The following is a 26,476-nucleotide window of genomic DNA, read 5'->3' as shown; positions in this document are numbered from 1 at the left end:
GGATCAATCCGTACTGAATAGATACGGCGGATAATAACAGCTCAGCCAAATCCACTTTGACTTGAATCAGAGTCGGCGCGGCCTCCCTGGCCCGCAGTGCCCGGTAACAAGGAGCTGGAGCCACCCGGAATGAGCGGGTTACAAGCCCTGCATCATTTTGCGCACACCGGCCACATGCCGACGACTGACGATCAGCGCATCACCATTGAGACCTTTGAGGAACAGCTGGAAATGCCCCAGCGGTGTGCGTTGCAGACGCTCGATGCGGTCGCGGGCGACCAGCGCGTTGCGGTGGATACGCACAAAGCGCTCGCCGAATTCGTCTTCAAGGGCTTTGAGCGGCTCGTCCAGCAGCACCTCACCAGCCTCATGGCGCAAGGTCACGTATTTATGGTCAGCAATGAAATAGACCACCTGATCCAGCGGGATCAGTTCGATGCCTTTGCGGGTGCGGGCGCTGATGTGGCTGCGCGGACCGGTGCCGCTTTCGGCAGCGGGACGGGTCAGGGCCGAGAGTTGCGCCCGGTTGGGACGTTCCGCCCGTTTCAGGGCGTCATGCAGATGTTCGGTTCGCACGGGTTTCACCACATAGCCCACGGCGCTGGCCTGCAGGGCTTCCACGGCAAATTCATCGGGGCTGGTGCAAAACACCACGGCGGGCGGCGTTTCTCGTTCGCACAGACGGGCAGCGACTTGCAGGCCATCGAGGCCCGGCATGCGGATATCAAGTAACACGATATCCGGTTTGTGGCTGTCGATCAGTGCCAACGCCTCCTCGCCATTCGTGGCGCTGGGCTCCAGAACTGTATAACCCTCGAGCTCGCTCACCATTCGGCTGAGGCGCTCGCGAGCCAGTGGTTCGTCATCAACGATCAGGACATTCATATTGCGCTGGATTCCTGCGTGAGTCTCGCACAAGGATAGCGTAGACAGGTGAAGTGACGTCCGTCACCGCGATCCACGCTAAGACTAGCCCGAGCGCCAAAAAGTGCCGTACGTCGGCCAGCAATATTTGCCAGTGTCCGGGTCGTACTGCTCAAAGCCCGCTGTTTCCTGCGTTTCTCACGGGGATTGCCGAAGGACAATTACACCCACCCCCCTCTTCTTATAGTCGGCGACCAGACCTTTGCGCGATCTGCAGTCGCGCCGACCCTTATGTCCTACTGTAGACGCTCGTCGGGCCGATATTGCTCAATCGAAAAATATCCTTGCGCAAATCCCCCGGGTGCAGCGCCGACTATGGCGCACACAATGAGAAAAAAACGTATCGACCGGTGTCAGCGACAGTCCGGGCAACCCTGTTATTATCCGCGCCAGCGTTTCACGCCTTTTTTCTTCAAGCCGATACGAGCGAATTCATGAGCACTGACAAGACCAATCAGTCCTGGGGCGGCCGCTTCAGTGAACCCGTCGACGCCTTCGTCGCCCGCTTCACCGCCTCCGTCACTTTCGACCAGCGCCTGTATCGCCACGACATCATGGGCTCGATCGCCCACGCCACCATGCTGGCCAAAGTCGGCGTGCTGACCGATGCCGAGCGCGACAGCATCATCGATGGCCTGAAGACCATTCAGGGCGAAATCGAGGCCGGCCAGTTCGACTGGCGCATCGACCTCGAAGACGTGCACATGAACATCGAAGCACGCCTGACCGACCGCATCGGCGTCACCGGTAAAAAGCTCCATACCGGGCGTAGCCGCAACGACCAGGTCGCCACCGACATCCGCCTGTGGCTGCGTGACGAAATCGACCTGATCCTCGCCGAGATCAGCCGTTTGCAAAAAGGCCTGCTGGAGCAAGCCGAGCGTGAAGCGGCGAGCATCATGCCCGGCTTCACCCACCTGCAAACCGCGCAGCCAGTGACGTTCGGGCACCACATGCTGGCCTGGTTCGAGATGCTCAGCCGCGATTACGAGCGTCTGGTCGACTGCCGCAAGCGCACCAACCGCATGCCACTGGGCAGCGCCGCGCTGGCCGGCACCACCTACCCGATCGACCGCGAATACACCGCGCAACTGCTCGGTTTCGACGCCGTGGGCGGCAACTCACTGGACAACGTTTCCGATCGCGACTTCGCCATCGAATTCTGCTCGGCCGCGAGCATCGCGATGATGCACTTGTCGCGCTTCTCCGAAGAGCTGGTGCTGTGGACCAGCGCGCAGTTCCAGTTCATCGATCTACCGGATCGCTTCTGCACCGGCAGCTCGATCATGCCGCAAAAGAAAAACCCTGACGTGCCAGAGCTGGTGCGTGGCAAGACCGGCCGTGTTTTCGGCGCACTGATGGGCCTGCTGACTTTGATGAAAGGCCAGCCGCTGGCCTACAACAAGGACAATCAGGAAGACAAAGAGCCGCTGTTCGACGCCGCCGATACCCTGCGCGACTCGTTGCGTGCCTTTGCCGACATGATCCCGGCGATCAAACCCAAGCACGCGATCATGCGTGAAGCGGCGCTGCGCGGTTTCTCCACAGCGACCGACCTGGCCGACTACCTGGTACGCCGTGGCCTGCCGTTCCGTGATTGCCACGAAATCGTCGGCCACGCCGTGAAATACGGCGTTGACACTGGCAAGGATCTGGCCGAAATGAGCCTGGAAGAGTTGCGTCAGTTCAGCGACCAGATCGAGCAGGACGTGTTTGCCGTGCTGACCCTGGAAGGCTCAGTGAATGCCCGCGACCATATCGGCGGCACTGCGCCGGCGCAGGTCAAGGCAGCTGTGGTGCGCGGTCAGGCCCTGATCGCCAGTCGCTAAAAGCATCGCTGGCAAGCCAGCTCCCACAGGGTTCTTTGTTGGAACACAATTTTGCGTTCGACCCAAAGACCTGTGGCAGCTGGCGTGCCAGCGATTACCTACTTACAAACGCCACAAAACTCACTTCTTGGCAGCAATCATCGCCAAAAACGCCGGCATCGCCGCTTCTTTATCCGCTGCAATCTTCTGCACATGCGGATTCTGCTCAAGCCGCTCCAGCAGCGCTTTCGCCTTTGGCATCTGCGCCAGAAAATCGATCCCGAACAGTTTCTGCCCGACTGCACAGGCCAGCGGCACGCTGTAGAGGAAGTACAAGTCGGCAATGCTCAGACTGTCGCCCGCCACATACGGGGCGAACTTGCCGTGCCGATCCAGCGCCGCAAAACCCAGCTGCAATTCAGTCTTGGTCTTTTCCTTGATCGCGTCCGGCAGGGTCATGCCGAAGAACGCCTCGCCGTAACAAGCGCGTCCCGGCAACTCGATGTACAGCTCGATTTCCTTGGCAATCGCCAATACCTGCGCGCGTTCGAACGGATCGCTTGGCAGCAGTGGTGAGCCTTTCTGGGTCTGCTCGAGGTATTCGAGGATGATCGCGGTTTCGTTGATGAAACCGGCGTCCACACCGAGCACCGGGACTTTGCCGCGTGGGCTGATGGCCAGAGATTCCGCGGTTTGCGCCGGGTAGAACGTGACCTCTTCGAACGGCAGGCCTTTTTCCAGCAGCGCCAGTTTGACCATGTTGTAGTAGTTGCTGACTGAGAATCCGTAGAGCTTGAGCATCACATAGCCTCCAGGCCGTGCGGGGTGGGCAGGGCATGTTTATAGATCGTGCAGGCGAATCGCGCCAGCAGCATCACCCCGCTGAATGCGGGTAAACTGGCGCCTTTCCATAAGGAGCCTGCCATGAGCGAGCCGACAGACATCGACAACGACGAAGAAGAGTTCACCGAGGCTACCTTGATCGAAGCCATCGAGAACCAGATCGAAAGCGACAACCCGCCAGCGGCCAAAGCGACCTTCAACAAGCTGACCCTGGTGGGCGTTGAGCGCGAAGAGATCCTCAATCTGATGGCGCATGTGCTGGCCTATGAAATTGACGCGATGCTTGATGAAGACCGCGCGTTCAATACCGAATGGTACGAAGCCGCGCTGCGCGCACTGCCAGAGCTGCCACCCGAAAAGCAGTAAGCCAAGTACATTCCCCTGTGGGAGCGACGGTGCGACGATTCGACTTGCTCGCGAAAGCGGTACATCAGCAAAAACAGCGCTGAATGACACACCGCTTTCGCGAGCAGGCTCGCTCCCACACAATTTGTCACCCATCCATCCAGCCAACTCCCCGGCCCCGACTACACTGGAATCCGCCTCAAGACAAAATCCCTGATCTGAGCACTGGACATGCCGCAAAAGCGGGTTCACCTTAGGGACGCTGTCGTCCAATTCCTAGAAAGTCTGGAGTCCTTATGTCGCTTACCCCTGAGTTGGTTGCCGAACTGGAAGTCCTCGCACTCTTCAACCTGGACAGTTCCCAGGAAGGTCTGAAAATTCATCAGACCGCTGCCCCGAAACACATTGCTGCCGCCAAACGCCTCTTCGAAAAAGAACTCACCGATCAGCCCGATGGCGGGTATCTGACCAGCCTCGGTCGCGACGCCGCACAGAATGTGCAAACCGTGCTGACCATTCTGAGAGAGCAAGAAACCGCCTGATTCCCCCTGACTTTGCCCACGGGAACTCCTGCCACGGGATTTCCGCGGGCCTGCCCGGTCATCCGCGATAGAAATCTGACGTCAAAAAACAAATTCAGCTTAAAAGTCCCGCTGCGCAAAGGCTAAACTGCCTCCCATTCCGAGACCCTCTTCGTCCGAGCTTGCGAGCCGGTTTGAGCTGACATGACGCGCACCCACGAAATCCGCCCCGACCTGGACGAAGGCATCGACCGCAAGGTCCTCAGCCAGCTACGCGCGCGCTTTCTCAAACTCAATGAAGGCCGCCTCGGCCGCGCCCTCGAAGGCTTGTCGACACGCCAGCAGAGCGTGCTGACGCTGTTGCCGCTGTTCTTCCATGTCAATCATCCGCTGTTGCCGGGTTATGTCTCGGGCAGTACGCCAGCCGGCCTGTCGAACTACGAGCCGGACGCCAACGTGCTGACCGAGGCACAGCGTCTGACGCGTTCGTTCTCCTACAAGCCGCGCCACGGCAGCAATCCGCCGCGACCGATTCATGGCCTGTTCTTGATGGGCAGCCTCGGCACGCTGGCGCAGGCCGATCAGAGTGACATGGACGTATGGGTCTGCCACGCGCCTGACTTGAGCGAAGGTGAACTCGCCGAACTGAGCAAGAAATGTCAGTTACTGGAAGCCTGGGCCGCCAGCCAGGGTGCTGAGGCGCATTTCTTTCTGATCGACCCGGTGCGCTTCGTCAAAGGCGAACGCGACACCCAGCTCAGTTCGGAAAACTGCGGCACCACCCAGCACTATCTGCTGCTTGACGAGTTTTATCGCACTGCAATCTGGCTGGCCGGGCGCACGCCGATCTGGTGGCTGGTGCCGGTTTACGAAGAAACCGCCTACGACCTGTATACCCACACCCTGCTGTCGAAACGCTTCATCCGTGCCGACGAAACCGTGGACCTCGGCCATCTGGCGTCCATTCCACCGGGCGAGTTCATCGGCGCCGGATTGTGGCAGCTGTTCAAGGGCATCGAGTCACCCTACAAATCGGTGCTCAAACTGCTGCTGACCGAGGTCTACGCCAGCGAACACCCGCAGGTGCAGTGCCTGAGCCTGCGCTTCAAAAAAGCCGTGTTCGCCAACCAACTGGATCTGGATGAACTGGATCCGTACATGGTCGTGTACCGGCGCATCGAGGAATACCTCACCGCACGCAACGAACCGGAACGGCTGGAGCTGGTGCGCCGCGCGCTGTACCTGAAGGTCAACCGCAAGCTCACCGGCAACAGCCGCACCCAGAGCTGGCAGCGTTCATTGCTGGAAAGACTGGCCAGTGAATGGCATTGGGATCAGCGGCAATTGACCCTGCTCGACAGCCGCAGCCAATGGAAAGTCCGCCAGGTCAGCGCCGAACGCCGGGCGCTGGTCAATGAGCTGAACTACAGCTATCGCTTCCTCACCCAGTTCGCCCGCACCGAGCAGACCGTCAGCCTGATCAACAAGCGTGACCTCAACGTACTCGGGCGCCGGCTCTATGCCGCCTTTGAACGCAAGGCTGACAAGGTCGAATTCATCAACCCCGGCATCGCCCCGGATCTGGCCGAAGACACCCTGACCCTGGTGCAGTCACGCAACAAAAAGGAACCGGGGCAAACCCAGTGGGGCCTGTATAACGGCAGCCTTACGGCACTGGAGTGGGAACACTTCGCGCCGATCAAGCGCAGCCGCGAGTTACTCGAACTGTTGACCTGGTGCCACCGCAACGGTGTGATCGATAGCAGCACCCGCCTGGCCCTGCATCCCGGCACCAGCGACCTGAGCGAGTTCGAACTGTTCAACCTGCTCGGCAGCCTGCAACAGTGCATTGCCCTGCCCTTGCCCACCGTCGCGGAAGAGCCGTTGCTGCGTGCAGCGGTGCCGAGCGAAGTGCTGATGCTGGTCAACGTCGGGATTGATCCACTCAAGCATCACCGCGACCTCAACATCCTGATGACCACCGAGCGCACCGACTCGCTGAGTTACGCCGGCGTGCGCGAAAACCTCGTGCTGACGCTGGATCAGGTCACGCTCAACAGCTGGAACGAAGTGCTGGTCAATCGTTTCGACGGCCCGCACGCCCTGCTCGATTGCCTGCGCGATTACCTCAACAATCTGCCGCGTGGGCCGCTACAGCCGTCGCTGAAGGTGCGTTGTTTCTGCCACAACCGCGCGCAATTCATTGCCCGTCGCGTCGAAGAAATCGTCGACACCGCGCAGAACCTGCTGCTCAGCGAGTTGAACCACCGCTACCTGATTCAGGTGCAGCAGCACTATCACGTGCTGGAGTTGGTGCCGGGCCAGGTCAACCATGTCGCCCTCGCCACGTTGCCCGCCCTGCTCGATTACCTCGGTGAAGAACAGCCGCGCTACAGTCCGCTGCATCTGGATCCGATGGCACTGGAAGATCACGACCTCGCATTGATCCTGCCGATGGGTCAGCCGGAATGCATTCAAGTGTTCTACCGGATCACCGAGCAGCAGGCCGAGTTGTACGTGCTGGATGAGTTCAACGCGCTGTGGCAGCAACATTTGCCCTATCACGATGAGCAAAGTCTGTTGGTGCCATTGCAGCGCTTTCTGCAATCGATCCTGTTCCGCCGCGAAGCCGTGCTACCGATGGACGCCGGTCCCGACGGCCGCCTCGAAACTTTGTATTACCAGTTATTGCCTTCGGGTCCGGGGCGCGCACGACGGGTCGAATCGCGACCGGCACCGCAGACGCCGGTGAACAAGCCGTTTTACGACGTGCAGGCGATCGTCGGCAAAGCCGCACCGGGCGAGGTGCAGGTCACCCTGTATTGCAATCAACGGGAGTTCAGTGAGCTGGAACATGGCGACCAGCTGTTCAGCGTGGTCGCCCGGGAGATCGTCGAGCAGCGCCGCGAAAGCGAACGCTATCGCTGCTACATCACCGACCTCGACCTTTCAGGCCTGCTCGGTGACGGGCAGAGTTCAAGCAATCTGTATTTGCGCTACAAGGCTGACCTGGAGCGCGCCCTGAACGAGGCACTCGAACAGGTCTGAGGCGGATTACTCGGGGAACGCGCCACCGTTGGCCGGTTGCGATTCAACTTCCAGCAAGGTCAGTTTGAGGGTCTTGCCACCCGGGGCCGGCCAGTCGATGTGTTGACCGACTTTCAGGCCCAGCAGTGCGCTGCCGACGGGTGCCAGAATGGAAATCTTGCCTTGATCGGCGTTGGCATCCTTGGGATAGACCAGCGTCAGGTGGTAGTCCTTGCCACTGCCTTCTTCACGGCAATGCACGCGGGAATTCATCGTCACGACATCGGCAGGCACTTCATCGTGGCCAACCACGGTGTCGGCGCGATCCAGCTCGGTTTGCAGCGCAATCACGCCCGGCAGCGTGTCATCCAGGCTGTCGATCAGGCGCTCCAGACGTTGCACGTCCAGACGGGTAAGGGTGATGGAAGGTGCGGTCATGATCCGGGCAGACTCCTTTCTTCTGCACACAAAAAAAGCAAAACCCCGCCAAAAAAGACGGGGTTTTCACCAGGCCTCGATGGGTTGAGGCGTGTTCGGACACTATCACAGCTCAAAAAATATACAAGTCACGCCCCGCCGCACTGTTTGCGCTGCGACGCCTGCGCGCAAATTACCCGTCGCCGCTGGTCGTCCGCCGAGCGCCATTCGCGAATGTCTTCGACATGGCGGAAGCAGCCGAGGCAGACCTTGTGCTCATCCAGCCGGCACACACCGCTGCACGGCGAGGGCACGGCCGGGCTGATGTTGCTGTAAAGCGGCTTCGGTGGACGAACGGGAGCGGTGTCAGTCACGGAATCACAGACCTTCGAAGTCGAATTCGGCGCCAGCCTGCTGCTTGACGATGCGCTCGAGCATTTCGCCCAATTGCTCTTCGCTCTTGTCGCACATCCAGCGCTCGCTTTCTTCGTCGTAGTCGAAGTGGAAACCACCGGACACCGCCGCCAGCCACAGCTGACGCAGCGGTTCCTGGCGGCTGAAGATCAGCTGCGAGCCGTTTTCGAACTTGACGGTAAGCACACCGGCCGAGTTCTCCATGTCGATATCCAGGTCGCTTTCATCAAAGATGTCTTCCAGTTTTTCCTGGGTTTCATCGACCAGATCGTGGAAACGGGCTTCGGACAAACTCATTGCGGCAACCTCAAAAAATGTTCTGATCAGGCTCAAGCGCCGAAAGATACGGACGCTTCCGGCCGATTGCAAAGATTAACGACCAAGCACCTGCCGGCCCATCAACACCGAACCCTGTGGGTGCGAGCCTGCTCGCGAATGGCCGGCACATCCAACATTATCGCTGGCTGACACACCGCGATCGCGAGCAGGCTCACTCCTACAAGGTATTGCGGCGGTTCGGGCAGCTTTGGGCAAGCCCCGCCGGACGGGAACCCCCTCGCATAGGCAAGCTGCCGGGTGGCCGGTATACTCCGGCGCAATTAACGCATTTTCAAGGATTTCGCCATGAAGCGCCTGATCTCTTCCCTTGCTGCGCTCGTCGCGGTTGCCTGCCTCGTTTCGGCCTGTGGTCAAAAAGGCCCGCTGTACCTGCCGGATGACGATCAGGACCCGGCCGAGCAAGCCCAGTCTTCGCAGAAGCAGCCGTCCAAAGCACACAAGCACGACGTTTACCAATAAGGGATCGCCATGGACGCTTTTAACTACCGTGGCGGGGAGCTGTTCGCGGAAGGTGTGGCGCTGTCCGCCATCGCCGACCGCTTCGGCACGCCCACTTACGTCTACTCGCGCGCGCACATCGAAGCCCAGTATCTGGCTTACGCCGATGCGTTGGCCGGCATGCCGCATCTGGTCTGCTTTGCGGTCAAAGCCAACTCCAACCTCGGCGTACTGAATGTCCTGGCCCGTCTCGGTGCCGGTTTCGACATCGTTTCCCGTGGTGAACTGGAGCGTGTACTCGCCGCTGGCGGCAGCGCTGACAAGATCGTCTTCTCCGGTGTCGGCAAGACCCGTGACGACATGCGTCGCGCGCTGGAAGTCGGCGTGCACTGCTTCAACGTCGAATCCACCGATGAGCTCGAGCGCCTGCAAGTGGTTGCCGCCGAACTGGGCGTTCGCGCACCGGTGTCGCTGCGGGTGAACCCGGACGTCGATGCCGGCACCCACCCGTACATTTCCACCGGTCTCAAAGAGAACAAGTTCGGCATCGCCATCGCCGACGCCGAAGACGTGTACGTGCGCGCCGCGCATCTGCCGAACCTCGAAGTGGTCGGCGTCGACTGCCACATCGGTTCGCAACTGACCACGCTGCCACCGTTCCTCGATGCCCTCGATCGCCTGCTGGATCTGGTCGACCGCCTTGGCGATTGCGGCATTCACCTGCGCCACATCGATCTCGGCGGCGGTTTGGGCGTGCGTTATCGCGATGAAGAGCCGCCGCTGGCTGCCGACTACATCAAAGCTGTGCGCGAGCGTCTCAACGGTCGTGATCTGGCGCTGGTGTTCGAGCCAGGCCGTTTCATCGTTGCCAATGCTGGCGTGCTGCTGACTCAGGTCGAGTACCTCAAGCACACCGAGCACAAAGATTTTGCCATCGTCGACGCGGCGATGAACGACCTGATCCGCCCGGCGCTGTATCAGGCGTGGATGGACGTTACCGCGGTCAAACCGCGTGACTCCGCTGCGCGCAAATACGACATCGTCGGCCCGATCTGCGAAACCGGCGACTTCCTCGCCAAGGATCGCGAATTGGCCTTGGCCGAAGGCGATCTGCTGGCCGTGCATTCGGCGGGTGCCTACGGTTTCGTGATGAGTTCCAACTACAACACCCGCGGCCGTGCCGCTGAGGTGCTGGTAGACGGTGACCAGGTTTTTGAAGTGCGCCGCCGCGAAACCGTGGCTGAGCTGTTTGCCGGCGAAAGCCTGCTGCCGGAGTAACCCATGCTGCTGCGTTTTACTAAAATGCACGGCTTGGGCAATGACTTCATGGTTCTCGACCTGGTCAGCCAGCACGCGCATATTCAGCCAAAGCACGCCAAGCAATGGGGCGACCGCCACACTGGCATTGGCTTCGACCAATTGCTGATCGTCGAGGCGCCGAGCAACCCGGACGTGGATTTCCGTTATCGGATCTTCAACTCCGACGGATCCGAAGTTGAGCAGTGCGGCAACGGTGCGCGCTGCTTCGCCCGTTTCGTGCTCGACAAGCGTCTGACCGCCAAACGGCAGATCCGCGTCGAGACCAAGGGCGGCATCATCGAACTGGACGTGCGTAACGACGGCCAGATCGGTGTGAACATGGGCGCCCCGCGTCTGGTGCCGGCGGACATTCCGTTCGAAGCACCCGCCCAGGCGACCAGCTATCAGCTGGAAGTCGACGGCACCACGGTCGAGCTGGCCGCCGTGTCGATGGGCAACCCGCACGCCGTATTGCGCGTGCAAGACATCAACAGTGCACCGGTGCATGAACTGGGGCCGAAAATCGAACACCACCCGCGCTTCCCGGCGCGGGTCAATGTCGGTTTTCTCCAGGTCATCGACCGCAACCGCGCGCAACTGCGCGTGTGGGAACGTGGCGCCGGGGAAACCCAGGCCTGCGGTACCGGTGCGTGTGCAGCGGCTGTCGCTGCGATCAGCCAGGGGTGGATGGATTCGCCGCTATTGATCGACCTGCCTGGCGGGCGTCTGTCCATTGAATGGGCTGGCCCTGGTCAACCGGTGCTGATGACCGGTCCGGCAGTGCGTGTATACGAAGGACAAGTACGTCTTTGAGTGAGCAGAAACCATGACCGATAAGCCTCAGGTACCCGCCCGACAGTCCGACGAATCAGCGTCCGAGAGCCTGGAGGCGGCAGCGGTTGCCGCATACCTGGAGGCTCATCCGGACTTCTTTGTCGAGCACCAGGAATTGCTGCCCGCCTTGCGCATTCCTCACCAGCGCGGTGACACCGTGTCCTTGGTCGAGCGGCAGATGACTATCCTGCGCGACCGCAACATCGAGATGCGTCACCGCCTCTCGCATTTGATGGACGTCGCCCGCGACAACGATCGCCTGTTCGACAAGACCCGTCGTTTGATCCTGTCCCTGATGGACGCCAGCAGCCTGGAAGACGTGGTGATCAGCGTCGAAGACAGTCTGCGCCAGGATTTCCAGGTGCCTTTTGTCAGCCTGATTTTGCTCGGTGATAACCCGGCACCGGTTGGCCGCTGGGTCACTCACGCCGACGCGCAGGTCGCCATCGGCGGCCTGCTCACCGAGGGCAAAAGCGTCAGCGGCAGCCTGCGTGAGCATGAACTGGACTTCCTCTTCGGCGAAGAGCAGCGCAAGCAGATCGGTTCCACCGCTGTCGTCGCGGTCAGCCATCAAGGCATCCACGGCATTCTGGCGATCGCCAGCCGTGATCCGCAGCACTACAAGAGTTCGGTCGGCACGCTGTTCTTGAGCTACATCGCCGAAGTCATGGGCCGCGTGCTGCCACGGGTCAACAGCTCGCTGCGCTCGGTACGCTGAACATGGAACGACAACTGGACGCTTACTGCGAACATCTGCGCAGTGAGCGACAGGTGTCACCGCACACGCTGTCGGCCTACCGCCGCGACCTCGATAAAGTCCTCGGCTGGTGCATCAAACAGAACATCGGCAGTTGGTCTGCGCTGGACATTCAGCGTCTGCGCAGCCTGATTGCTCGCTTGCATGCGCAGGGCCAGTCCTCGCGCAGCCTCGCCCGATTGCTTTCGGCGGTGCGCGGGCTCTATCACTATCTGAATCGCGAAGGACTTTGCGACCATGATCCGGCGACCGGTCTGGCGCCGCCGAAAGGCGAGCGCCGCCTGCCGAAAACCCTCGACACCGACCGTGCGCTGCAACTGCTTGAAGGTGCGGTCGAAGATGATTTTCTGGCGCGGCGCGATCAGGCGATTCTGGAGTTGTTCTATTCATCCGGCCTGCGCCTTTCCGAACTGACCGGGCTCAATCTTGATCAACTCGACCTCGCCGACGGCATGGTTCAGGTGCTCGGCAAGGGCAGCAAAACCCGCCTGCTGCCGGTCGGCAAAAAGGCCCGCGAAGCGCTCGAACAATGGCTGCCGTTGCGCGCGATGACCAACCCGGCGGACGACGCCGTGTTCGTCAGCCAACAAGGCCGGCGCCTCGGCCCGCGGGCGATTCAGGTGCGGGTCAAACTGGCCGGCGAGCGTGAACTGGGGCAGAACCTGCACCCGCACATGCTGCGGCACTCTTTCGCCAGCCACTTGCTCGAATCCTCGCAGGACTTGCGCGCGGTGCAGGAATTGCTTGGCCACTCGGACATCAAGACCACGCAGATCTACACCCACCTGGACTTCCAGCACCTGGCGGCGGTCTACGACAGCGCCCACCCACGGGCCAAACGCATGAAAGGCGATGATTCATGAGCATCCAGTTGATCACCTTCGACCTCGACGACACCCTGTGGGACACCGCCCCGGTGATCGTCAGCGCCGAAGCGGTATTGCGCGAATGGCTGAGCAAACATGCGCCGAATCTGGGCGCGGTGCCGGTGGAACATTTGTGGGCGATTCGTGAGCGCGTGCTGGCGAATGAGCCGCGGCTCAAGCATCGAATCAGCGCGCTGCGTCGGCGAGTGCTGTTTCATGCAATGGAAGACGCTGGATACGCCCATGGCGAAGCCACCGACCTGGCGGACAAGGGTTTTGAAGTATTTCTGCATGCGCGGCATCAGATCGAAGTGTTCCCTGAAGTCGAGCCAGTGCTGGAAATTCTCGCCAATCATTACGCCCTTGGCGTGGTCACCAACGGCAATGCCGATGTACGTCGGCTGGGGCTGGCGGATTACTTCAAGTTTGCGCTTTGCGCGGAAGATATCGGCATCGCCAAACCGGATGCGCGGCTTTTTCATGAGGCTCTGCAACGCGGTGGCGCCACCGCCGAAACCGCTGTGCACATCGGTGATCATCCGGGCGATGACATTGCCGGGGCACAGCAGGCGGGGTTGCGGGCGATATGGTTCAACCCGGCGGGCAAGGCCTGGGAAGCGGATCGCTTGCCGGATGCCGAGATTCGTAGCCTGAGCGATTTGCCAGCCGTTCTTGCGCGCTGGAACCGCTGAAAAGATCGCAGCCTTCGGCAGCTCCTACAGGGAAACGCATTCCAATGTAGGAGCTGCCGAAGGCTGCGATCTTTTGATCTTTTCATCACCCATGAAAAAGCCCGCAGCGACGGCGGGCCTTTTCAGCAAGCCAGCGGCACGCCTCAGATAGGGCGGCTACCGTACTTGTTGTCTGGCTTCTTCGGCGGATCGGCGACCACATTCGCCTCCACTTCCTGCACTTTTCCGCCGCGCGACAGGAACTCTTCCATGGCCTTGGCCAGGGCGTCGCGCTCCTTGTTCTTGGCTTCAATGCTCGGCAACTCGTCTACCGACACCGCAGCCTTGGCTTTGCCTTTGGCAGCAGGGGCCGGCGTATCGTCGCCACCATCGTCGTCAGCAACGTCTTCCGCTGCTGCTTCCAGACCTTCCTCGGCCTCGTCTTCGTCGCCTACTTCGAGGTCGTCGTTTTCCAGATCATCGTCGCTCATGTTCTACCTCATGACTTGCGAAAAGCAGATTAGTTATAGACCAGCTTTGGCAACTGTCGAAAGTCGCCGTTAAAAAATCAGTAACCATTGGTGACCAACGGTTTATGCCCCTTCACCGTGCAAGGTGGCGAGGACTTTTCGAGCACCGCCATGATCACGGTGCTCGCCCAGATAAACGCCTTGCCAGGTCCCCAGTGCCAGGCGGCCTGCCGAAACCGGCAGACTGATCTGGCAGCCAAGCACGCTGGCCTTGAAGTGCGCCGGGAGGTCGTCCAGGCCTTCGTCGTTATGCTCATAGCCGTCTGTTCCTTGTGGGATCAGACGATTGAAAAATCGTTCGAAGTCGCGACGTACCGCCGGATCGGCGTTCTCGTTGATGGTCAACGACGCCGAGGTATGCTGCAGCCACAAATGCAACAGACCGACCCGACACTCCCTGAGTTCAGGCAGCCCCGCGAGTAACTCGTCCGTTACCAGATGAAAGCCCCGGGGCCGTGCCCGCAGGGTTATCAGAGTCTGTTGCCACATACAGTTCTCCGCACGTTCGGGGCGCATTCTAGCGCGCTCTGGGAAAAAACAAAGGCCCTAATAATCCTGCAATGATGTAAGCCATTGGCCGCAGAAAAACGCTCGTCGTAAACACGACCAAAGCCGTACGAAAAATCCTTTCAGCTGCTCTCTCTGCGACAAATTCCAGACAAAAAAATGCCCGGCGAACCGGGCAAGTTTTTTAATGCGCGTACTTACAGGTTGTAGCCGCGTTCGTTGTGTTGTGCCAGATCGAGGCCAACCGACTCTTCTTCCTCGGTCACACGCAGACCCATGACGGCGTCGAGGACCTTGAGGATGATGAAGGTGACGATCGCGGTGTAGATCACCGTGAAGCCCACGCCTTTGACCTGAATCCAGACTTGCGCACCGATATCGGTAACGGTGCCGAAGCCACCCAGAGCCGGAGCTGCGAACACACCGGTGAGGATCGCGCCGAGGATACCGCCGATACCGTGCACGCCGAACGCGTCCAGGGAATCGTCATAACCGAGTTTGCGTTTCAGGGTGGTGGCGCAGAAGAAGCACACCACGCCTGCGGCCAGACCGATCACCAGTGCACCCATCGGGCCCACGGTGCCGGCAGCCGGAGTAATCGCGACCAGACCGGCCACCACACCCGATGCGATACCCAGTGCGCTTGGCTTGCCGTGGGTGACCCACTCGGCAAACATCCAGCCCAGTGCCGCAGCAGCGGTAGCAATCTGAGTGACCAGCATCGCCATGCCGGCAGTGCCGTTGGCCGCTGCAGCGGAGCCGGCGTTGAAGCCGAACCAGCCGACCCACAGCATCGCCGCGCCCATCAGGGTGTAACCGAGGTTGTGCGGAGCCATCGGGGTGGTCGGGAAGCCTTTACGCTTGCCCAGCACCAGGCAGGCAATCAGACCGGCGACACCGGCGTTGATGTGCACCACGGTGCCGCCCGCGAAGTCGAGTACGCCCCAGTCCCACATCAGACCGCCGTTGCCGGACCAGACCATGTGCGCGATCGGTGCATAAACCAGGGTGAACCAGATGCCCATGAAGATCAGCATCGCGGAGAACTTCATCCGCTCAGCGAACGCACCGACGATCAGCGCCGGAGTGATGATCGCGAAGGTCATCTGGAAGGTGATGAACACCGCCTCAGGGAACAAAGCCGCTGGGCCGGTCAGGCTCGAAGGCGTGACACCGGCGAGGAACGCCTTGCCCATGCCGCCGAAGAACGAGTTGAAGTTGACGACGCCCTGCTCCATGCCGGTGGTGTCGAACGCAATGCTGTAGCCATAAATGACCCACAGGATGCTGATCAGACCGGTAATGGCGAAGCACTGCATCATCACGGAAAGAATGTTTTTCGAGCGAACCATGCCGCCGTAGAACAGCGCCAGGCCGGGGATGGTCATGAACAGCACGAGTGCCGTCGAGGTGAGCATCCAGGCAGTGTCGCCGGAATTGAGGACTGGGGCCGCCACTTCGTCTGCCGCCATTGCAAGGCTTGGCATTACGATGGACAACAGGGCTCCTAGCCCTGCGAATTTACGCAGAGTCATATTGTTTTCTCCTGGGGCGTTGGGGTTTGTGGCGGCGTTTAAATCGCGTCGGTATCGGTTTCGCCGGTACGGATGCGAATCGCCTGTTCCAGATTGACCACGAAGATCTTGCCGTCACCGATCTTGCCGGTGTTGGCCGCCTTGGTGATCGCCTCGATCACCCGATCCAGATCCTTGTCGTCGATGGCCACGTCGATTTTCACCTTGGGCAGAAAATCGACCACATATTCCGCGCCGCGATACAGCTCGGTGTGACCCTTCTGCCGGCCGAAGCCTTTGACTTCAGTAACGGTAATGCCCTGCACGCCGATTTCGGACAGCGACTCGCGCACGTCGTCCAACTTGAACGGCTTGATGATGGCAGTGACTAGCTTCATGAAACTCTCTCCCGAATTGGTGGACTTGCCCCAGGAAAACAAACCCGACTCAAGTCTAAGCGCAGTGCCTGGCTTTGTAACGCATCGTCGGCCTTACCTGCCCGACTGACGCCAGCTAACCGCTGCTGACGAAACTCCCCGCTCCGTCTGCCGCACTGCATTCGTCACAGCGACTGCATCAGTGCATGGGTCGAAGGTGACTAAGCAGAAACCTTGCCATCTCGCCAAAATCCCCTGATTTCAATCCCTTGGCCGCTGCCGCAAGGCATCCCGTGCAAAACGCCATCCGGATACGCACAACAACGGTGCGTCGCCATCCGTCCGCCTGCGCGAAAAGCGTGCATCCCTGACCACGAGATTGACTATAGACACTGCGTGATACACTGCCGGCCATTGTTTCCAGGACATCCACCATGCTCGCGCCCAAAGACTTCCTCGACGCCCTGAGCGGCACCGCCTCCCGCCTGTTCAACGGCGACACCCCGCTGCCGAAAGCCGAAATCGAAAGCCAGTTCAAGATGCTGCTGCAGAGTGCCTTCAGCAAACTCGACCTGGTGAGCCGTGAAGAATTTGATAGTCAGATGGTTGTGTTGGCGCGTACTCGCGCACGCCTCGAAAGCCTCGAAGCCAAGGTTGCCGAGATGGAAGCCAAGCTGACGCCGCCCGCGGAATAATCCGCGCCCCCTGTAGGAGCTGCCGAAGGCTGCGATCTTTTGATCTCCAGCCCTTCAACCATCCCGGCAACGTCCTACAACCTGAATGACCGCCATCCGATTGCGCCGAAAAGCCCAGGTTTCTAAGCTCACCCGATGCTGAATGTTCAGCAGCGGGTTTGGCGACCCGAACAGCTTAAGGCGCACGACAACCATGATGGCGGCTAAATTTACCGCCACATCGTTTCATGGCGGTTGTGCGTGGGAGACCTTCGGGTCTGCCGGGTTCCTTTTGCTCCGGTTCGCCAACCCGCGTACAACTGCCACCCAATCGTTTGGCGACGATTGAGGGCAGCCCCTTAAGCAAGAGGAACTGCTCAATGAATCAAGAAGAGACTTATCTGACCCCGCACCTCTTCACCCGCCACAAACTCCCCCTCCACGCCCTTCTCATCCAGAACCAACCCTGGTTCTGCGCACGAGACCTGAGTCGCCTGCTGCACATCTACCTCAACGAACGCATGCTGCGAAAACTCGACCCCGACCAATACCAAACCCGAAAAACCCTGATCCACAACCAGATCGAAAACACCCTGCTGATCAGCGAGTCCGGCATCTACGCCCTCCTCGTCTACCACTACTGCCCCGAATACCGAGCCCTGCGCGAATGGCTCACCCACCAGGTCATCCCCACCCTGCGCGACGCGCAACACCCCAGCACAAGCGAACGCCCACACCTCAGCTTGCTCAGTTGGCCGGACATGTCTTTGAGTTTGTTGCACTGGAATAACCAGCCGTGGATACGGTTACAAGATGTGCCGCTGATGATGGTGGAACGGGAACAGACCAAGCGCCCAATGACGGGGCCATGGTGGAAAAGGGCTTCGCGGATGCTGCAATCGCTATAAACCCGCATGCCGGAGCTGGGCCCTGCGCAAATCGTAAGTCGATTGCAGATTCATCCAGAACTCAGGCGTAGTGTTGAGATGAGATGAGAGGCAAGGCTGATTGCCAGATCGGCGCAGATCCTGAGCTGGCATTTCACAAGCTTTTCGATCTCACTTTCGGGCCAGTTCGAGGGCATGGCCAGATCCATGACGGTCATGCCCAACGGCTCCATGAATTCCTTATTCAGAACCTCGCCCGGATGAATCGGGCGCATACCATTGCGATCCATTTTTCGCCTCCAGAGGCTGCGTTGAGTGGCGAAACTGGAGCATCCGACTCCCGGATTCAAGAACCCTCACCCCCTTTCGCCGGCGTCCTACAACTATTAGGGCATGGCCCTACAAACATCAGCGTCTGCGCCTGATTACGCGACTTTTCCTCCTTGTACTACGGTGGCCAACAAAGCATCTGTCACCCAAAAAACGAGGCATCAATGAAAGACAAAAAGAGAAGGGCAAAGCTAGAAGAGATTGTTGGATATCACGCTGAAGCACTTCGGTTAGCCGGAGGTATTTCAGCCAATCAGCGTCGTTTTATTGAGGTAGCGGCCAAGTACGGTAAAGAACTCGAACCGGATGGTTGGCTGGCCGGGGGAGAAAGCCAAGTAAGAAATCCCGGAGAAGAAAACTAATGTGGCGCCTCTACTGAACGTGGAAGGGCACCTTGGCAACATCCAGTGAAGGTTTGCCCTCGCATCCGTGTCGCCTGGATTCGCTCTCCCAACTACCCTTAAAAAACCCGCAGGAAGCGGCTCCCCGATTCAGCTCAAGGAACGACCATGTCCCTCTCCATCGTCCACAGTCGCGCCCAGATTGGCGTGGAAGCCCCCGCTGTTACCGTCGAAGTCCATCTGGCCAACGGTCTGCCGTCGCTGACCATGGTCGGCCTGCCCGAGGCGGCTGTGAAGGAGAGCAAGGATCGGGTGCGCAGCGCGATCATCAATTCCGGGCTGCAGTTTCCGGCGCGGCGGATCACCTTGAATCTGGCGCCGGCTGATTTGCCCAAGGATGGCGGGCGGTTTGATCTGGCGATTGCCTTGGGGATTCTGTCGGCGAGTGTGCAGGTGCCGTGTCTGACGCTGGATGATGTGGAATGTCTTGGTGAGTTGGCGCTGTCCGGCGCCGTACGAGCGGTGCGTGGCGTGTTGCCGGCAGCATTGGCGGCACGCAAGGCGGGTCGTGCGCTGGTGGTGCCGCGAGCGAATGCTGAGGAAGCCTGTCTGGCTTCGGGGTTGAAGGTGTTTGCGGTGGATCATTTGTTGGAGGCGGTGGCGCATTTCAATGGGCATACGCCGGTTGAACCGTACGTCTCTAACGGCCTGATGTACGCCAGCAAACCCTATCCCGATCTCAACGAAGTCCAAGGCCAATCAGCTGCCAAACGTGCGCTGCTGATTGCCGCGGCGGGCGCGCATAACCTGTTGTTCAGCGGCCCGCCGGGGACGGGCAAAACCTTGTTGGCCAGTCGCCTCCCCGGGTTGCTGCCACCACTTGCCGAAAGCGAGGCACTGGAAGTGGCGGCCATTCAATCGGTCGCCAGTTGCGTGCCGCTGACCCACTGGCCGCAGCGGCCGTTTCGCCAGCCGCATCACTCGGCATCCGGCCCGGCACTGGTCGGTGGCAGCTCGAAACCGCAACCCGGTGAAATCACCCTCGCCCACCACGGCGTGCTGTTTCTCGATGAATTGCCGGAGTTTGATCGCAAGGTTCTGGAGGTGCTGCGCGAGCCATTGGAGTCCGGACACATCGTGATTTCCCGGGCCAAGGATCGCGTGCGTTTTCCGGCGCGCTTTCAATTGGTGGCGGCGATGAATCCATGTCCCTGTGGATATCTTGGCGAGCCCAGCGGCAAATGTTCCTGCACCCCGGACATGGTGCAGCGCTATCGCAACAAGCTATCGGGGCCGCTGCTGGATCGAATCGATCTGCACCTGACGGTCGCGCGGGAGGCGACCGCGTTGAATCCGCAGGTAAAACCGGGAGAGGACAGTGCCACCGCCGCTGCCTTGGTCGCCGAGGCGCGGGAACGACAGCAGAAACGTCAGGGCTGCGCCAATGCATTTCTTGATTTGCCAGGGCTGAAGCGGCACTGCGCGTTATCCACAGCCGATGAAAAATGGCTCGAGTCGGCCTGTGAGCGATTAACGCTTTCGCTGCGCTCGGCCCATCGCCTACTCAAAGTCGCCCGGACACTGGCAGACCTTGAGCAAGTCGATGCGATCAAACGCGAACACTTGGCCGAGGCGCTGCAATATCGGCCGGCGACACCTTAATGCTCGGTCAGATCCACCAGCGGCGTCTGCCGCACTTCGGTGTCGCGTCCGGCCTGAATCTCAGTCACGCGCTTCAAGGCGTTATCCACAGCACCTTTGTCTGCGAGCAGGCTGTAGCTGATGTGGAACTGTTTGTGTTCATTGGGTGCAATGGTCGGCACCAGATTCAGCGGACGCTGATAGCGACGGTTGTAGGAAAAACTGGTGCCCGGCTCCAGCCCGGTGACATAGCCCTGACCTTGAGTGTCAGTGTTTTTCCACAGGGAAAACACCGGCAACTGCTGGGTATTGAAGCCAACAGAAACACCGAGGCTGCCGACCTTATTGTGCAAAACCGTCAGGGTTTCGCCTTTGGCATCAGCATAGGGCACGACGTTGTAGACGGTTTCGTCGTAGTCCTTGGTCGGCGCGCGATAGGTCTGCCAGTCGGCCAGGTCGCCCTTGGCCTTGTCGTTGAACGGCGACACCTGTTTTACCGGCGCAGCAAATCGTGCGCCTTGCTCGAGGAACGGCGTACTGAAGTTGCTGTGATACAGCGCCTGGTATTCCTTCGGATAATCGCCGTTGTTGGTCAGCGTATCGTTGAGTGCGAAGCGCACGCTGCCGGGCTCGGTGACCAGTTCAGTGACGACCGAGAAGTCGACTTTCTTGAACGCTTGCTCTTTCAGCTCGCCGCGCAAGCTGATGGCGTAGGGCGGCTTTTCGTCGATGTGCAGCGTGACCGTACTGGCCGGGATGTTGGCGGCGCGTCCGTGCAAGGTCAGCAATTCACCATTGTCCATACCGGGATGGCCGACCCACTCGTAACCGCAGCGGGTCACCAGCTCGTTGAAACCTTCCAGCCAGCCCAGCCCACCGCGTCCGTTAAGTTCGATAAAGGCCGGGTTGACCACTTCCTTGACCGGCGAATCCCAACCCATGCGCACGTTGCCGACAGAGGCCTGCAAGACATTCATGCCGCGGGTCGGCACCACCGAGAGTTTCATTGTGCCGTTATCGATATCGACGATGCTGACTCCTTCCTGCCGGCCACCGTGCAAGGTACGCAGGCTTACGGAGAAGGGTTTGTCGGTTTTCACGCCGAGTTGCTCACTGGTGATGGTCCAGTTTTGCGCGGGTTTGTTGGCATCGAGAAGAACGTAATCCCAAGCCATGGCGTGGGAAGCAGCAGAGAGTGCGCCGAGAGCGACGGCGAGTTTGAGCGGGGTCATGGCAGCAGCCTTTATTGGAGTTGTGCCATTTTTATAGCGCTGCGGAAACGTTTCAGCAAGTATGAAAGAGAAAGAGCTCGAGTGTTTTACCCAGGATTGGCAGTGAGGCGATCGCGAGCAGGCTCACTCCTACAGGGATCTTCAGTGACCACAAAAATTGCGACCAACCAATATACCTGTAGGAGTGAGCCTGCTCGCGATAGCGATTTCAGCCACCCATCAACGGAAGCGATCAACCTCGGAACGCAAATCCGCCGCCAGCTTCTCAAGCTCCTTGGCGGTAACAGCCAGGTTCGACACAACCTCACGCTGCTCACTGTTGGCCAGTGCAATGCTCTGCAAATTGCTGCTCAACAACGTCGCGGTGCTGCTCTGCTCCTGAGTCGCCGTGGTAATCGCGGCAAACTGCTGCCCCGCCGAACGGCTCTGTTCATCGATTCGCGCCAGCGCCGACGCCACGTTGGCGTTGCGCGACAAGCCTTCCTGCATCAGCACATTGCCCTGCTCCATGGTGCTGATCGCGTTACCGGTTTCCTGCTGGATGCTGTGGATCATGCTGGAAATTTCATCCGTCGCCTGACGGGTGCGCGAGGCCAGGCTGCGCACCTCATCGGCCACCACAGCAAAGCCACGACCCTGCTCACCAGCACGGGCAGCTTCGATTGCTGCGTTAAGTGCCAGAAGGTTGGTCTGCTCAGCGATCGAGGTGATCACACCTACAATGCCGCCAATTTCCTGCGAACGCTGACCGAGGGTGTTGATCACGGTGGCGGTGCTGTTCAGGGCGCCAGCGATTTGCTCCAGCGAGGACGACGCTTCTTCCATCGAGCTGCGGCCAATCTGCGTTTGCTGGGCATTTTCCTGCGCCAGACGCTGGGTCGCGCCCATGTTGTCGGCGATGTTCAACGACGTCGCACTGAACTCTTCCACCGCGCCGGCCATGCTGGTGATTTCACCGGACTGCTGCTCCATGCCTTCGTACGCGCCACCGGACAGACCGGACAAGGCTTGCGCACGGCTGTTGACCTCTTCCGAAGAGCGGCGGATGTGCTCGACCATGGTCGACAGCGCCTGGCTCATCTGGTTGAACGCGCGGGACAGCTGACCGATTTCGTCGTTGCTCGATACGTTCAGGCGCACGCTCAGATCACCGGCGCCCAAGGCCTCGGCCTGACGCACCAGATCCCCCAGAGGCGCCAGTTTGCTGCGCAGCAGCCAGACCACAGATCCGACCGCCAGCAGCATCGCCAACAGACTGCCAATGGCCAGTTGCGTACCCACGCTCCAGGTCACCGCGCGGATCTCAGCTTTCGGCATGCTCGCCACGACCGACCATGGTCCGCCATCGAACGGCACGGCAATGCTGTAGAAATCTTCCGAGGTGTCGCTCCAGAACTCACCCTTGCCCGGCTTTGCAGCCAAACCTTTGATCACCGGAACGGCTTGATCCAGCGCCTGCACCCCCGCTGGCGCGACCAGCCATTTGTTTTGCTCGTCGAGCAACGCCAGCGAACCGCTCTGGCCAATGCGGAAGCGCTTGAGGTTATCGAACTGGATGTTCTGCGCGTCGGTGTAATCGAAGCCGACGAACAGCACCGCAATCACCTTGCCGCTGCCATCACGCACCGGGGTGTATTGGGTCATGTAGGAGCGATCGAACAGCAAGGCGCGACCGACGTAACCCTGCCCCGCCATCAACTTCGCGTAGGCCGGGTGCGCGTGATCGAGCAAGGTGCCGATGGCACGGGTGCCATCCTGTTTGGTCAGCGAAGTGCTGACGCGGATGAAGTCTTCGCCGCTGCGCACGAACAGGGTGGCGACGCCGGCGGTCATCTGCTTGAACTCGTCGACTTCTTTGAAGTTGTTGTTCAGCACTTCGCTGCCCAGATGCAGACCCGGGGTCTGGGTGCCGGCAACATTCACCGGCTCACTCGGGTGAATGCTCAGACCTGCGCTGAAACGCTTCTCGAACAGCCCGCTCAGGCGCTGGGTGCTTTCACGCAGCGTGCCGTGGAAGGTGCTCAGTTGGTCGGCCAGCAGCCGCGCCTCACTGGCCAGATGCTCTTCACGAGTGGCGAGGTTGGCGGAGTCCAGCGAACGCAAGGCGAACACCGTACTGCCACTGATAACTATCGCCAGTATTACAGCGAGCGCGAGGCCCAGCTGCGAGGCGATCCGAGCGCGAGGTTGAGACATGGACAGCTCCTGGCCGAGCCACGGGATCCTCCTTGATCTCGACTCGGAAATTTTTCTGGTTGTGGGGGTGAATCGTGGATACCGGCACGACGGTTCCACAAGCACGTATTCGGCGGTGGATCCAAATACTTGAGCGGAAAACAAGGTTATGGCACAAGGCCGGCATTGTGGCGGCTCTAACGTTTCAGCTCAAGCGCGCGACCGCCGGCAACTCCATGGCGCGGACTTCGCTTTGCAGAAAGTCGCTGAGACGGCGCAAACGTTCACCTCCCGGGCGGGTCTTTGGCCACACAAGGTAGTAATTCAAGCCGCTGGCGACCGCGGTTGGCCACGGCAGGCTCAGCCTTCCCTGCGCCACATCTTCGGCGACCATTAACAGGTCGCCCATCGACACACCGTACCCGCGCGCCGCCGCGATCATGCCCAATTCGAGGGTATCGAACACTTGCCCACCCTTGAGTGACACCTGATCGGACAGCCCCATGTGTTCCAGCCAACTGCGCCAATCGCGACGGTCCGGTGTCGGGTGAAGTAATTCGGTGCAAGCCAGTCGAGCCAGATCCCACGGCTGATCATTCAGCAGGTTTGGCGCCCCCACCGGAATCAGCTCTTCGGGAAACAATAAACTCGCCTCCCAATCCGGCGGAAAATGCCCGTCACTCAACAGCACCGCGCAGTCGAACGGCTCATCGTTGAAATCAACCGAATCGACGTCCATCCACGCACTGGTCAGTTGCACTTCGTTGCCAGGCTGCAAATGGCGGAAGCGACTCAGGCGCGCGAGCAACCAGCGCATGGTCAGGGTCGAGGGCGCTTTCATGCGCAAAATGTCGTCCTCGGCACGCAAGGTATTGCAGGCCCGCTCCAGCGCACTGAAGCCTTCGCGGATCCCGGGCAGCAGCAACCGCGCCGCTTCGGTCAGTTGCAGATTGCGACCGCTGCGATGAAACAGCCGACAGGCGAAGTGATCTTCGAGGGTCCGAATATGCCGACTTACCGCACTCTGGGTGATCGACAGTTCCTCGGCAGCCCGGGTGAACGAACTATGTCGCGCCGCCGCTTCAAATGCGCGCAGGGCATACAAGGGAGGAAGACGACGAGACATGCAGAAAGCTCCGATAGCGGGATAAAGCCAATCTTAAACCCTTTGCCCAGGATGAGTTTTAATCATGCCACCCATCCTTTTTATCCCTTTGTGCAAAGCCCGCCAAGCGCCGAGAATCGACGCTCTCCTGTTCCCTCTGAAAATCGAGTGGTGATGACCATGCAGCATCCTGTGCGTACCGAACTCTGGGCCATTCTGCGGCTGGCAGGGCCGTTGATTGCTTCACAGTTGGCGCACATGTTGATGGTGCTGACTGACACATTGATGATGGCGCGCCTGAGTCCGGAAGCGCTCGCGGGCGGCGGTCTCGGTGCAGCGACTTACTCGTTCGTGTCGATTTTCTGCATCGGCGTGATTGCGGCAGTCGGCACGCTGGTGGCGATCCGCAAGGGCGCCGGTGACATCATCGGCGCTGCACGGCTGACTCAGGCCGGGTTGTGGCTGGCGTGGTTGATGGCACTGGGCGCCGGGTTACTGCTGTGGAACCTGAAACCGGTGTTGCTGCTGTTCGGCCAGACCGAAACCAACGTCAATGCCGCCGGACAATTCCTGATCGCCCTGCCCTTCGCTCTGCCCGGCTACCTGAGCTTCATGGCCCTGCGCGGTTTCACCAGTGCCATCGGCCGGGCGACACCGGTGATGGTCATCAGCCTGGCCGGCACGGTGGCGAATTTCCTGCTCAATTACGCGCTGATCACCGGCATGTTCGGCCTGCCAAAAATGGGCCTGACGGGGATCGGCCTGGTCACGGCAATTGTTGCCAACTGCATGGCGTTGGCGCTGGCCTGGCACATCCGTCGGCATCCGGCGTACGACGCTTATCCGCTGCGCGCGGGTCTGTCGCGGCCGAATCGACAGTACCTGAAAGAGTTGTGGCGCCTTGGCCTGCCAATCGGCGGTACGTATGCGGTGGAAGTTGGATTATTTGCCTTCGCCGCACTGTGCATGGGCACGATGGGCAGCACGCAGTTGGGTGCGCACCAGATTGCTCTGCAAATCGTCTCGGTGGCGTTCATGGTGCCGGCGGGCATGTCGTACGCGATCACCATGCGCGTCGGTCAGCATTACGGTGCCGGGCAATTGAGCGATGCGCGGATGTCCGGACGGGTCGGGATCGTCTTTGGCGCCGTGGTGATGCTGGGTTTCGCCATGGTGTTCTGGCTGTTGCCGAACCAGTTGGTGGGGCTGTTCCTCGATCACAATGATCCGGCGTTTGCCGAGGTGATTCGCTTGGCGGTGAGCCTGCTGGCAGTGGCGGCGTGGTTTGAACTGTTCGACGGCACGCAGACGATTGCCATGGGCTGCATTCGCGGGCTCAAGGATGCGAAGACCACGTTTCTGGTCGGGCTCGGCTGCTATTGGCTGATCGGCGCGCCGGCGGCGTGGTGGATGGCGTTCCACTTGAACTGGGGGCCGACGGGCGTCTGGTGGGGCTTGGCGTTGGGCCTGGCCTGCGCGGCGGTGAGTCTGACGCTGGCGTTTGAATGGAAGATGAAGCGGATGATTCGGCTGGAGCCTGCGTCATCCAGGCCATTCACAATTCCTCAGACTGACTGAGATCCCTTGTAGGAGTGAGCCTGCTCGCGATAGCGGTGTGTCAGATAATGATGAGTTGTCTGACACTCCGCTATCGCGAGCA

At 60.0% G+C, this 26,476-nt stretch carries 28 protein-coding genes and 1 pseudogene; 15 read left to right on the top strand and 14 right to left on the bottom strand.

The features are described from left to right. Window positions 1–138 precede the first annotated feature (138 nt). Window positions 139–885 (bottom strand): LytR/AlgR family response regulator transcription factor, encoded by a 747-nt coding sequence (locus tag ACM6JQ_RS20330; RefSeq protein WP_007911111.1) that lies wholly within the window; start codon window positions 883–885, stop codon window positions 139–141. Next, window positions 882–1,022: pseudogene (locus tag ACM6JQ_RS20325) on the bottom strand (sensor histidine kinase); the annotation flags it as partial. The gene ACM6JQ_RS20330 and the pseudogene ACM6JQ_RS20325, both read right to left, overlap by 4 nt. Before the next feature lie 336 nt (window positions 1,023–1,358). Here ACM6JQ_RS20325 and argH point away from each other — a divergent pair. Then, the gene (argH, locus tag ACM6JQ_RS20320; RefSeq protein ID WP_414894574.1) at window positions 1,359–2,753 is read left to right on the top strand and encodes an argininosuccinate lyase; all 1,395 of its coding nucleotides are present in this window, start codon (window positions 1,359–1,361) and stop codon (window positions 2,751–2,753) included. A gap of 120 nt (window positions 2,754–2,873) precedes the next feature. Here the strand turns inward: argH and ACM6JQ_RS20315 are convergent, their stop codons facing one another. Beyond that, window positions 2,874–3,533 (bottom strand): glutathione S-transferase family protein, encoded by a 660-nt coding sequence (locus ACM6JQ_RS20315; RefSeq protein ID WP_095112857.1) that lies wholly within the window; start codon window positions 3,531–3,533, stop codon window positions 2,874–2,876. A 123-nt stretch (window positions 3,534–3,656) separates the two neighbouring features. On the opposite strand from ACM6JQ_RS20315, the gene ACM6JQ_RS20310 reads away from it, so the two are divergent. The 3 genes from ACM6JQ_RS20310 to ACM6JQ_RS20300 all read left to right on the top strand — a co-directional run bounded on the left by ACM6JQ_RS20310 (window position 3,657) and on the right by ACM6JQ_RS20300 (window position 7,489). After that, window positions 3,657–3,941 carry a hypothetical protein gene (locus ACM6JQ_RS20310; RefSeq protein ID WP_007911108.1) on the top strand — a complete coding sequence of 95 codons (285 nt, stop codon included), beginning with the start codon at window positions 3,657–3,659 and terminating at the stop codon, window positions 3,939–3,941. A 275-nt stretch (window positions 3,942–4,216) separates the two neighbouring features. Beyond that, complete coding sequence (locus ACM6JQ_RS20305; RefSeq protein WP_003229392.1) at window positions 4,217–4,462, top strand: TIGR02647 family protein; 246 nt, start codon at window positions 4,217–4,219, stop codon at window positions 4,460–4,462. 183 nt (window positions 4,463–4,645) lie between these two features. Further along, window positions 4,646–7,489: a class I adenylate cyclase gene (locus tag ACM6JQ_RS20300; RefSeq protein ID WP_414894573.1), complete on the top strand. Its 2,844-nt coding sequence runs from the start codon at window positions 4,646–4,648 to the stop codon at window positions 7,487–7,489. 6 nt (window positions 7,490–7,495) lie between these two features. Here ACM6JQ_RS20300 and rnk read toward each other — a convergent pair whose 3' ends face one another. The 3 genes from rnk to cyaY all read right to left on the bottom strand — a co-directional run bounded on the left by rnk (window position 7,496) and on the right by cyaY (window position 8,596). Then, entirely contained in the window at window positions 7,496–7,906 is a 411-nt protein-coding gene (gene rnk / locus ACM6JQ_RS20295) for a nucleoside diphosphate kinase regulator (protein WP_095113237.1), read from the bottom strand. Window positions 7,907–8,034: 128 nt separating this feature from the next. Next, window positions 8,035–8,259 carry a DUF1289 domain-containing protein gene (locus ACM6JQ_RS20290; protein WP_081498736.1) on the bottom strand — a complete coding sequence of 75 codons (225 nt, stop codon included), beginning with the start codon at window positions 8,257–8,259 and terminating at the stop codon, window positions 8,035–8,037. Between the two features lie 4 nt (window positions 8,260–8,263). Then, a complete protein-coding gene (gene cyaY, locus ACM6JQ_RS20285) occupies window positions 8,264–8,596 on the bottom strand; it encodes an iron donor protein CyaY (protein WP_007911100.1) in 333 nt (110 codons plus the stop codon). Window positions 8,597–8,923: 327 nt separating this feature from the next. On the opposite strand from cyaY, the gene lptM reads away from it, so the two are divergent. Genes lptM through ACM6JQ_RS20255 form a run of 6 tightly spaced genes read left to right on the top strand, consistent with a single transcriptional unit; the run spans window position 8,924 to window position 13,524 of the window. Next, a complete protein-coding gene (lptM, locus tag ACM6JQ_RS20280; RefSeq protein ID WP_007911098.1) occupies window positions 8,924–9,097 on the top strand; it encodes an LPS translocon maturation chaperone LptM in 174 nt (57 codons plus the stop codon). A gap of 9 nt (window positions 9,098–9,106) precedes the next feature. Beyond that, window positions 9,107–10,354, top strand: a complete 1,248-nt coding sequence (lysA, locus tag ACM6JQ_RS20275; protein ID WP_007911096.1) for a diaminopimelate decarboxylase — start codon at window positions 9,107–9,109, stop codon at window positions 10,352–10,354. A 3-nt stretch (window positions 10,355–10,357) separates the two neighbouring features. Further along, complete coding sequence (gene dapF / locus ACM6JQ_RS20270) at window positions 10,358–11,188, top strand: diaminopimelate epimerase (protein ID WP_007911094.1); 831 nt, start codon at window positions 10,358–10,360, stop codon at window positions 11,186–11,188. Between the two features lie 13 nt (window positions 11,189–11,201). Then, window positions 11,202–11,927 (top strand): DUF484 family protein, encoded by a 726-nt coding sequence (locus tag ACM6JQ_RS20265; RefSeq protein ID WP_007911092.1) that lies wholly within the window; start codon window positions 11,202–11,204, stop codon window positions 11,925–11,927. A gap of 2 nt (window positions 11,928–11,929) precedes the next feature. Then, complete coding sequence (xerC, locus tag ACM6JQ_RS20260; RefSeq protein ID WP_397484591.1) at window positions 11,930–12,829, top strand: tyrosine recombinase XerC; 900 nt, start codon at window positions 11,930–11,932, stop codon at window positions 12,827–12,829. After that, complete coding sequence (locus ACM6JQ_RS20255) at window positions 12,826–13,524, top strand: HAD family hydrolase (protein ID WP_414894572.1); 699 nt, start codon at window positions 12,826–12,828, stop codon at window positions 13,522–13,524. Before xerC ends, ACM6JQ_RS20255 begins: the two co-directional genes overlap by 4 nt. A gap of 143 nt (window positions 13,525–13,667) precedes the next feature. Here the strand turns inward: ACM6JQ_RS20255 and sutA are convergent, their stop codons facing one another. The 4 genes from sutA to glnK form a co-directional block, all read right to left on the bottom strand. Continuing rightward, window positions 13,668–13,994 (bottom strand): transcriptional regulator SutA, encoded by a 327-nt coding sequence (gene sutA / locus ACM6JQ_RS20250; protein WP_007920420.1) that lies wholly within the window; start codon window positions 13,992–13,994, stop codon window positions 13,668–13,670. Window positions 13,995–14,096: 102 nt separating this feature from the next. Beyond that, entirely contained in the window at window positions 14,097–14,522 is a 426-nt protein-coding gene (locus tag ACM6JQ_RS20245; protein WP_007920418.1) for a secondary thiamine-phosphate synthase enzyme YjbQ, read from the bottom strand. A gap of 215 nt (window positions 14,523–14,737) precedes the next feature. Then, entirely contained in the window at window positions 14,738–16,075 is a 1,338-nt protein-coding gene (locus ACM6JQ_RS20240) for an ammonium transporter (protein WP_007920417.1), read from the bottom strand. 38 nt (window positions 16,076–16,113) lie between these two features. Beyond that, window positions 16,114–16,452: a P-II family nitrogen regulator gene (gene glnK / locus ACM6JQ_RS20235; RefSeq protein WP_002555808.1), complete on the bottom strand. Its 339-nt coding sequence runs from the start codon at window positions 16,450–16,452 to the stop codon at window positions 16,114–16,116. A gap of 413 nt (window positions 16,453–16,865) precedes the next feature. Between glnK and ACM6JQ_RS20230 the strand changes: the two genes are divergently transcribed. Next, the gene (locus tag ACM6JQ_RS20230) at window positions 16,866–17,126 is read left to right on the top strand and encodes an accessory factor UbiK family protein (RefSeq protein WP_008086041.1); all 261 of its coding nucleotides are present in this window, start codon (window positions 16,866–16,868) and stop codon (window positions 17,124–17,126) included. Between the two features lie 359 nt (window positions 17,127–17,485). Next, window positions 17,486–18,013, top strand: coding sequence for a Bro-N domain-containing protein (locus tag ACM6JQ_RS20225; RefSeq protein WP_414894571.1), 528 nt, complete (start codon window positions 17,486–17,488; stop codon window positions 18,011–18,013). Window positions 18,014–18,063: 50 nt separating this feature from the next. On the opposite strand, the gene ACM6JQ_RS20220 is transcribed toward ACM6JQ_RS20225, so the two are convergent. Then, a complete protein-coding gene (locus tag ACM6JQ_RS20220; RefSeq protein WP_414894570.1) occupies window positions 18,064–18,282 on the bottom strand; it encodes a HigA family addiction module antitoxin in 219 nt (72 codons plus the stop codon). A gap of 204 nt (window positions 18,283–18,486) precedes the next feature. On the opposite strand from ACM6JQ_RS20220, the gene ACM6JQ_RS20215 reads away from it, so the two are divergent. Together ACM6JQ_RS20215 and ACM6JQ_RS20210 are read left to right on the top strand one after the other, a co-directional pair. Further along, window positions 18,487–18,684 (top strand): hypothetical protein, encoded by a 198-nt coding sequence (locus ACM6JQ_RS20215; RefSeq protein ID WP_414894569.1) that lies wholly within the window; start codon window positions 18,487–18,489, stop codon window positions 18,682–18,684. Between the two features lie 147 nt (window positions 18,685–18,831). Beyond that, window positions 18,832–20,325, top strand: a complete 1,494-nt coding sequence (locus ACM6JQ_RS20210) for a YifB family Mg chelatase-like AAA ATPase (protein WP_053124981.1) — start codon at window positions 18,832–18,834, stop codon at window positions 20,323–20,325. Here the strand turns inward: ACM6JQ_RS20210 and ACM6JQ_RS20205 are convergent. The 3 genes from ACM6JQ_RS20205 to ACM6JQ_RS20195 all read right to left on the bottom strand — a co-directional run bounded on the left by ACM6JQ_RS20205 (window position 20,322) and on the right by ACM6JQ_RS20195 (window position 24,837). Then, complete coding sequence (locus ACM6JQ_RS20205; RefSeq protein ID WP_414894568.1) at window positions 20,322–21,536, bottom strand: aldose 1-epimerase family protein; 1,215 nt, start codon at window positions 21,534–21,536, stop codon at window positions 20,322–20,324. The two genes, ACM6JQ_RS20210 and ACM6JQ_RS20205, sit on opposite strands and share 4 nt — an antisense overlap. A gap of 219 nt (window positions 21,537–21,755) precedes the next feature. Beyond that, window positions 21,756–23,732, bottom strand: coding sequence for a methyl-accepting chemotaxis protein (locus tag ACM6JQ_RS20200; protein ID WP_007920409.1), 1,977 nt, complete (start codon window positions 23,730–23,732; stop codon window positions 21,756–21,758). A gap of 184 nt (window positions 23,733–23,916) precedes the next feature. Continuing rightward, window positions 23,917–24,837, bottom strand: coding sequence for a LysR substrate-binding domain-containing protein (locus ACM6JQ_RS20195; protein WP_007920406.1), 921 nt, complete (start codon window positions 24,835–24,837; stop codon window positions 23,917–23,919). A gap of 159 nt (window positions 24,838–24,996) precedes the next feature. Between ACM6JQ_RS20195 and ACM6JQ_RS20190 the strand changes: the two genes are divergently transcribed. Further along, window positions 24,997–26,394 carry a NorM family multidrug efflux MATE transporter gene (locus ACM6JQ_RS20190; RefSeq protein WP_095113247.1) on the top strand — a complete coding sequence of 466 codons (1,398 nt, stop codon included), beginning with the start codon at window positions 24,997–24,999 and terminating at the stop codon, window positions 26,392–26,394. The last annotated feature ends 82 nt before the right edge of the window (window positions 26,395–26,476 follow it).

This window comes from Pseudomonas sp. IT-232MI5 (assembly GCF_949767845.1).
Lineage (GTDB): Bacteria > Pseudomonadota > Gammaproteobacteria > Pseudomonadales > Pseudomonadaceae > Aquipseudomonas.
The sequence above is the reverse complement of the archived record's forward strand: the minus strand, read 5'-3'. Positions and strand labels throughout refer to the sequence as shown.